The organism is Geodermatophilus sp. SYSU D00710 (assembly GCF_054050195.1).
Genome location: NZ_JBJGYX010000109.1, coordinates 1 through 5,997 on the forward strand (window position 1 = coordinate 1; position 5,997 = coordinate 5,997).

Below are 5,997 nucleotides of genomic sequence, written 5' to 3' on the forward strand. Positions count from 1 at the left end.
GGGGGCGCGCCGGCCGGGCCGGCGCCGCCGCGGCCGCCCCCCCCCCCGAGCACGCCCCCCCCCGGCCGGCCCCCCCCCCGCCGGGGGCGGGCGGCCCTCACGCCCCGGTGGTCTTCTCGAGGTCGCCGGCGATGTCGCGGGCGGTGTTGCCGGCGTCGAAGGCCACGTGCGCCTGGTCGTCGGCGCCGTAGAGCAGCAGCAGCGAGCTGTGCAGCCGGCCCTGGTCCTCGGCCAGCGGCACGCCGGCCGACAGCTGCGCCTGGTCGATGACCTCCTGCGCGCCGGTCAGCCCGACGAACTGCGTGGGCAGGTCGGCGTCGAACCGGTCGAGGTACTCGCCGAGGACCTGCGGGGTGTCGGCGGCGGGGTCGGTGGTGACGAAGACCACCTGCACCTCCCCGGCCAGCGCGGGGTCGACGTCGCGCAGCGCGAGGGCGACGTCGGCCATCGTCGTCGGGCAGATGTCGGGGCAGGTGGTGTAGCCGAAGAAGAGCAGCGTCGGCTTGCCCGCCGTCGCCCGGGCGAAGTCGTACTCCGCGCCGCTGCTGTCGGTGAGGGTGAACGACGGCCGCTGGAACGGATCACGCAGGTCGATGCCGGCGTACTCGTCGCCGGGCCCCTCGAGGGTGGCCGCCGGCCCGTCCGAGTGGTCGTGCCCCTCCGCGGCCGCCGCCTGCTCCCCGTCGTCGGAGCCGCAGGCGGTCAGGCCCAGGGCGGCGGCGAGCAGCAGCGCGGCGGTCCGGCCGCGGACGGGAGCGGTCACGACGACACGGTACGTCGACCTGCGCGGTAGCCGAGGACGACGCCCGCGACACCGACGGCCAGGGCGAGGATGGCGAGGAACAGGGCCAGGCCGGCCGGCTGGTCGCTGACCTCGCCGTCGTGCGCGTGGTCCTCCGCCGCCGTCGTGGCGCCGGCGGCGGCGGTGTCACCGGCCAGCGTGAGCACCGGCGCCGGGTACTCCGGCTCCTGCCCGCCGACGGTCGGCTCGATCCACGCCGACTCGGTGCCGTCGCTGTAGGTCTGCACGGCCGGGAACGACAGCGTCCCGGCGTCGGGGAACGGCCCGCCGGACAGGGCGAACTCCTGGAACTCCCCCGGGGCGATGCCGCCGCCGGGGTCGGCCCGGAACTCGACGACCGACACGTAGTCGCTGATCGGCTGGCCGTGGACCTCCACCGGCTCGGCGAGCTGCGACGACGTCGTGGTGACCGTCCAGCCCGGGAGCGGCTGCACCCGCAGCGAGGCCATCGCCTGCTCCTCCGGGATCGAGATGCGCAGCGCCACGGTGCTCGCGGTGTCGCTCTCGTTCGGGACCCGGAAGGTCAGCTTCCCGTAGCCGCCGGCGACGGCGTCGTCCGAGGAGACCGTCACGTGCGCCGACGCGCCGGTGGCGACCACGACGGACGCGACCAGGGCGGCGAGCAGGGCGGTCAGGACGACGACGGCACGGGCCGGCGGTCGCAGGGGGGTCGGGGACACGGTTCTCCTCACTGTCGGCCCGCGGGGAGCGGGTCAGCGCACCGGGAAGGTCGTGCTGGCGGTGGCGGCGGTGAACTCGTCGAGCCGGACGCTGACGGCCACGGTCCAGGTGCCGGCGCCGGGGATCGACATGCCGTCGGCCACCCAGTGGCCGGGGCCGGCCGGCTCGAGGTCGACGTCGAGCGGGCCGATCTGCTGCTCCGGCTCGGTCAGCGTGACCCGCAGGTCGGCGGGCTGGTCGAGCTGCCCGGCGTCGTCGAAGAGGTAGACGTGCAGGGTGTTGGCGCCCGGGCGGGCCGGGTCGACCGAGAGCTGGACGCTGCCGGACTCCCCCGCCGCCGACTCCAGCGGCACGGTGACGTCGACCGGCTGGGCGACCGCGGCGCGGGCCGGCGGGGTGCCGACCAGCACCGCCGACAGGAGCAGTACCGCGGCGGCGACGGCGGCCTCGACCAGCACCGAGCGGCGCAGCGGGCCGACGTCCTCCACGGCGCCGCGGGCCTGCTCGGCCGCGCGGGCCCGGGCCGCGGCGACGGTGGGCTCGTCGGTGCCCTCGGCGCCGTCGGGGGCCCGGCCACCGGTCGCGGCGAGGGCGCGGGCCGGGACGCGCCGGCGCGGGCCCGGCCGCCGGCGGCTGACCCCGAGGTGCTGCTGCACCCACACGCGCGACACCCCGGCGGCGGCGAGGAGCAGCAGCACCAGCGCGAGCTTGCCCAGCAGCACCCAGCCGTAGGTGGTCGACACCAGGGCGGCCGGCGAGCCGACCTCGCGCACCGACTGGACGACGCCGGAGACCACGAGCGCGACCACCGAGGCCGACACGACCCGCGACCAGCGCGGCAGGGCGCCGGCCAGCTCGCCGGCCTCGGCGCCCGGCCGGGCCAGGCCGGCCAGCAGGGCGGTCAGCCCGCCCAGCCAGACCGCCATCGCCGCGACGTGCACGGCGGTGACCGCCGTGGCGAACACCGGCAGGGGCCCGGCGACCGGGTGGCCGACCGCCGCGGTGGTGAGGACGACACCGCCCGCGACGACGGCCAGCCCCACCGTCTCCTGCACCGTCGGCGCGCCCGCCCGGCGCCACAGCGGCACCAGCAGCACGGCGAGCAGCAGGGCGAGGGCGCCGCGGCCGAGGACGGTCAGCCCGAAGGACGACCCGCCCGTGGTGGCCAGCAGGGCCGGGTCGAGCAGGGAGCCGAGGCCGGTGCCGGCCGCGTAGGGGCCCTGCAGCAGGAAGGTGAGCACCGCGGCCCCGGCCACGGTGCCCAGCCCGGCGGTGGTCAGCCGGCGCATCGTGCGCGACGCCCAGCCCGCGGGCCAGCACAGCACGAGGAAGGCGGGGACGCCGAGGCCCACGGCCAGCCCGGCGAAGCCGAGCGCGCGGGAGGCGGGCAGCGCGGCGGCCACGACCGGGTCGACGTCGGCGCGCTCGGCCACCGTGCCGGCGTCGGCGAGCTCGCCGTCGCCGACGACGAAGGCGTAGGCCCCGCTGATCGGGTGCGAGTCGGCCGAGACGATCCGGTAGGTGACGACGTAGCTGGCCTCGGGCAGGTCGTCGCGCAGCGGGACGGTGACGGTGTCGCCGTCGACCGACGCCGCGCCGGTGTCGACCCGCTCGCCGCCCTCGCCGAGCACCCGGGCGTAGCCGGCGCCCAGCGACACCCCCTCGCTGAAGCGCAGCGTCACCTGGCCGGGGACCTCGTCGAGGCGGGCGCCCTCCCCCGGGTCGGTGGACACCAGCTCGGCGTGCGCGGCCGCCGGCCCGGCGGTGGCCACCCCGAGCCCCAGCCAGCCGGCCAGCAGGACGAGCAGCAGCAGGACCGGGCGCGCCGGCCGTGCGGTACGGGCGCTCACGCGGTCACCCGCTCGCGGGCGACGACGGCGGCCGCGCGCCGGGTGCGCCGGCGCCACGCGACGACGGTGACGAGCACGACGCCGGCCAGCAGCAGCAGGTGGGCGGCGGCCCGGTCGGCGTGCACGTGACCGGCCCGCAGGTCGCGCACGGTGACCGCCGCCAGCAGCACGCCGAAGGTGCCCAGGGAGGGCAGCGCCCCGGCGGCCAGCCGGGGCGCGGCGGCGACGGCGAGGAAGGCCGCGGCGACGGCGAGGTTCCAGGCGCCGGTCTCGTGCGCGACGTGCACCGGCGCGCTCATCGCGGCGCGACCGCCGGTCAGCGCCGGCCAGGCGAGACCCGCCTGCGCGACGCCCACCGCCAGCAGCGCCAGCCGCAGCGCCGACCGCACCAGCCGGGAGCGGGCGGCGGCCGCGGCGCCGGGCAGCTCCCGCGGCAGCGCACCGAGCACGGCCGCCGTGAGATCGGGCACGTCGGGCGCCGCGGCCAGCCGCGCCCGCCGGGTGACCGCGCCCGCGGCGTCGGCCCAGCCGGCGCAGCCGGGGCATCCGGCCAGGTGACGGTCGAGGTCGGCGGCGGGCATGCCGAGCGGCTCGCCGTCGAGCCGCGCCGAGACCGCCTCGCGGAACGGTGCACACTGCATGGACAGGTAGTCGTCGCGGAGGGCCCGTCCGGTTCCCGGCTCGACGGGATCACAACGGAGGAACGACGTGGACGAGCTGGAGCGGGTCGCCGCGGCCGCGGCGGACGGCGACCCCCTCGCCGCCGCGACCCTGGTCCGCGCCACCCAGTCCGACGTGTGGCGGCTGTGCGCGGCCCTCGGCGACCGCGACTCCGCCGACGACCTCACGCAGGAGACCTACGCCCGGGCCTTCGCCGGGCTGCACCGCTTCGAGGGCCGGGCCTCGCTGCGCACCTGGCTGCTGGCGATCGCGCGGCGGGTCTGCGCCGACGCCGTCCGCTCGCGCCGTCGCCGGCGGCTGACCCTGGTGCGCGACGACGCCGACCTCGAGGCCCTCTCCCCCGCCGACGCCGCCGACCGCGTGGGCGAGGGCGCCGCGGTCACCGACCTGCTGGGCCGGCTCGACCCCGACCGCCGGGAGGCCTTCGCGCTCACCCAGCTGCTCGGGCTCTCCTACGCCGACGCCGCCGAGGTGACCGGCTGCCCGGTCGGCACGATCCGGTCCCGGGTCGCCCGGGCGCGGGCCGACCTGGTCGAGGCGCTCGACGGGTCCGCGCCGGCGGAGCCCGACGCGGCGCGTCGCTGACCCCCGCCCGGGGACGGGCGCGCGCGTGACCAGGCAACTCCGCCCCGCATTCGGCCTATCCCCATCGATCTGGTAGACATACGCCCCATGGCGGCGACCGTGGTGCTCCTCGTGGGGCGCATCCACGTCGACCTGCTGCGCATCTGCACCGCCGCCTGTCCGGGCCGCTGATCCCCCGCGCCGTCCCCGGCGCCTCCTCCGCTCGCCCCGCCGCCGTGCTGCGCCGCGTCCTGTGCTGCCGCGCGCCCGGCGCACCCCCTCCTGGAGTCAGCCCCGTGAAGACCGTGATCCTGCTCGCCCTGGCCGGCCTCGGCGCCCAGCTCGTCGACGGCAGCCTCGGCATGGCCTACGGCGTCACCTCGACGACGCTGCTGCTGGCCTTCGGCACCAACCCCGCCGCCGCGTCGGCGACCGTCCACTTCGCCGAGATCGGCACGACCCTGATGTCCGGCGCCGCGCACTGGCGGTTCGGCAACGTCGACTGGAAGGTCGTCGCGAAGGTCGGCATCCCCGGTGCGGTCGGCGCCTTCGCCGGCGCCACCGTGCTGTCGAACCTCTCCACCGAGGTCGCCGCCCCGGTGATGTCGCTCATCCTGCTGTCCCTGGGCGTCTACCTGCTGGTCCGGTTCACCCTCCGCGGCATCGACCGGCGCAACCTCGGCAAGCCGGTGCGCAAGCGCTTCCTCGGCCCGCTGGGCCTCGTCGCCGGCTTCGTCGACGCCACCGGTGGCGGCGGCTGGGGCCCGGTCGGCACCCCGGCACTGCTGGCCAGCGGGCGCCTGGAGCCGCGCAAGGTCATCGGCTCGATCGACACCTCGGAGTTCCTCGTCGCGCTGGCGGCCAGCCTGGGCTTCCTGCTCGCCCTCGGCTCCCAGGGCGTCAACTGGCTCTGGGCGCTGGGCCTGCTGGCCGGTGGCCTGGTCGCCGCGCCGATCGCCGCCTGGCTGGTCCGGCACGTGCCGCCGCGGCTGCTCGGCTCGCTGGTCGGCGGCATCATCGTGCTGACCAACACCCGGACGCTGCTGCGCAGCGACTGGATCGACGCGTCCGACCCGGTCCGGTACGCCGTCTACGCGGTGATCTACGCGGTCTGGGCCGCCGCGGTCGCCCACTCCTACCGCCAGTACCGCAAGGACCGGGCGCAGGAGTCGGCCGACGCCCTGGCCGCCGAGGCCGCGCGCCTGGCCGAGGAGGACCGCCACCTGCACGCCCCCGATGCGGCGGACGTGGCGGACCTGGAGCGCAGCCTGCGGGCGGGCCGGCCGGCCGACCCCCGCGACTGAGCCCGGCTGCCGCTGGGATCAGGGTCCCTGATCGTCGGGGGGGCGGCCCCCCCGGCCCCCCCGGGGGGGGGGGCCGCCCGCGCACCGCCCCAGTTCATACCCCCGGCCCCCCACC

Annotated in this window: 6 protein-coding genes; 2 read left to right on the plus strand and 4 right to left on the minus strand. The window is 78.0% G+C overall.

The window, feature by feature from the left end; all coding sequences use genetic code 11:
- Window positions 1-97: 97 nt before the first annotated feature.
- Genes ACI78U_RS24660 through ACI78U_RS24675 form a run of 4 tightly spaced genes read right to left on the minus strand, consistent with a single transcriptional unit; the run spans window position 98 to window position 3,974 of the window.
- Complete coding sequence (locus ACI78U_RS24660; protein ID WP_456878086.1) at window positions 98-763, minus strand: SCO family protein; 666 nt, start codon at window positions 761-763, stop codon at window positions 98-100.
- Window positions 760-1,482: a YcnI family copper-binding membrane protein gene (locus ACI78U_RS24665; RefSeq protein WP_456878087.1), complete on the minus strand. Its 723-nt coding sequence runs from the start codon at window positions 1,480-1,482 to the stop codon at window positions 760-762. Before ACI78U_RS24665 ends, ACI78U_RS24660 begins: the two co-directional genes overlap by 4 nt.
- A 33-nt stretch (window positions 1,483-1,515) precedes the next feature.
- Entirely contained in the window at window positions 1,516-3,333 is a 1,818-nt protein-coding gene (locus tag ACI78U_RS24670; RefSeq protein WP_456878088.1) for a copper resistance CopC/CopD family protein, read from the minus strand.
- Window positions 3,330-3,974, minus strand: coding sequence for a zf-HC2 domain-containing protein (locus ACI78U_RS24675; protein ID WP_456878089.1), 645 nt, complete (start codon window positions 3,972-3,974; stop codon window positions 3,330-3,332). The genes ACI78U_RS24670 and ACI78U_RS24675 overlap by 4 nt, the downstream gene beginning before the upstream one ends.
- Window positions 3,975-4,041: 67 nt before the next feature.
- On the opposite strand from ACI78U_RS24675, the gene ACI78U_RS24680 reads away from it, so the two are divergent.
- Window positions 4,042-4,599, plus strand: coding sequence for a sigma-70 family RNA polymerase sigma factor (locus tag ACI78U_RS24680; RefSeq protein ID WP_456878090.1), 558 nt, complete (start codon window positions 4,042-4,044; stop codon window positions 4,597-4,599).
- Between the two features lie 275 nt (window positions 4,600-4,874).
- Entirely contained in the window at window positions 4,875-5,882 is a 1,008-nt protein-coding gene (locus ACI78U_RS24685; RefSeq protein ID WP_456878091.1) for a sulfite exporter TauE/SafE family protein, read from the plus strand.
- Window positions 5,883-5,997 lie beyond the last annotated feature (115 nt).

What these genes read in the sequence shown, in the direction of transcription:
- ACI78U_RS24675 (WP_456878089.1), bottom strand. Translation starts at nt 3,974, where the DNA reads ATGCAGTGTGCACCGTTCCGCGAGGCGGTCTCGGCGCGGCTCGACGGC.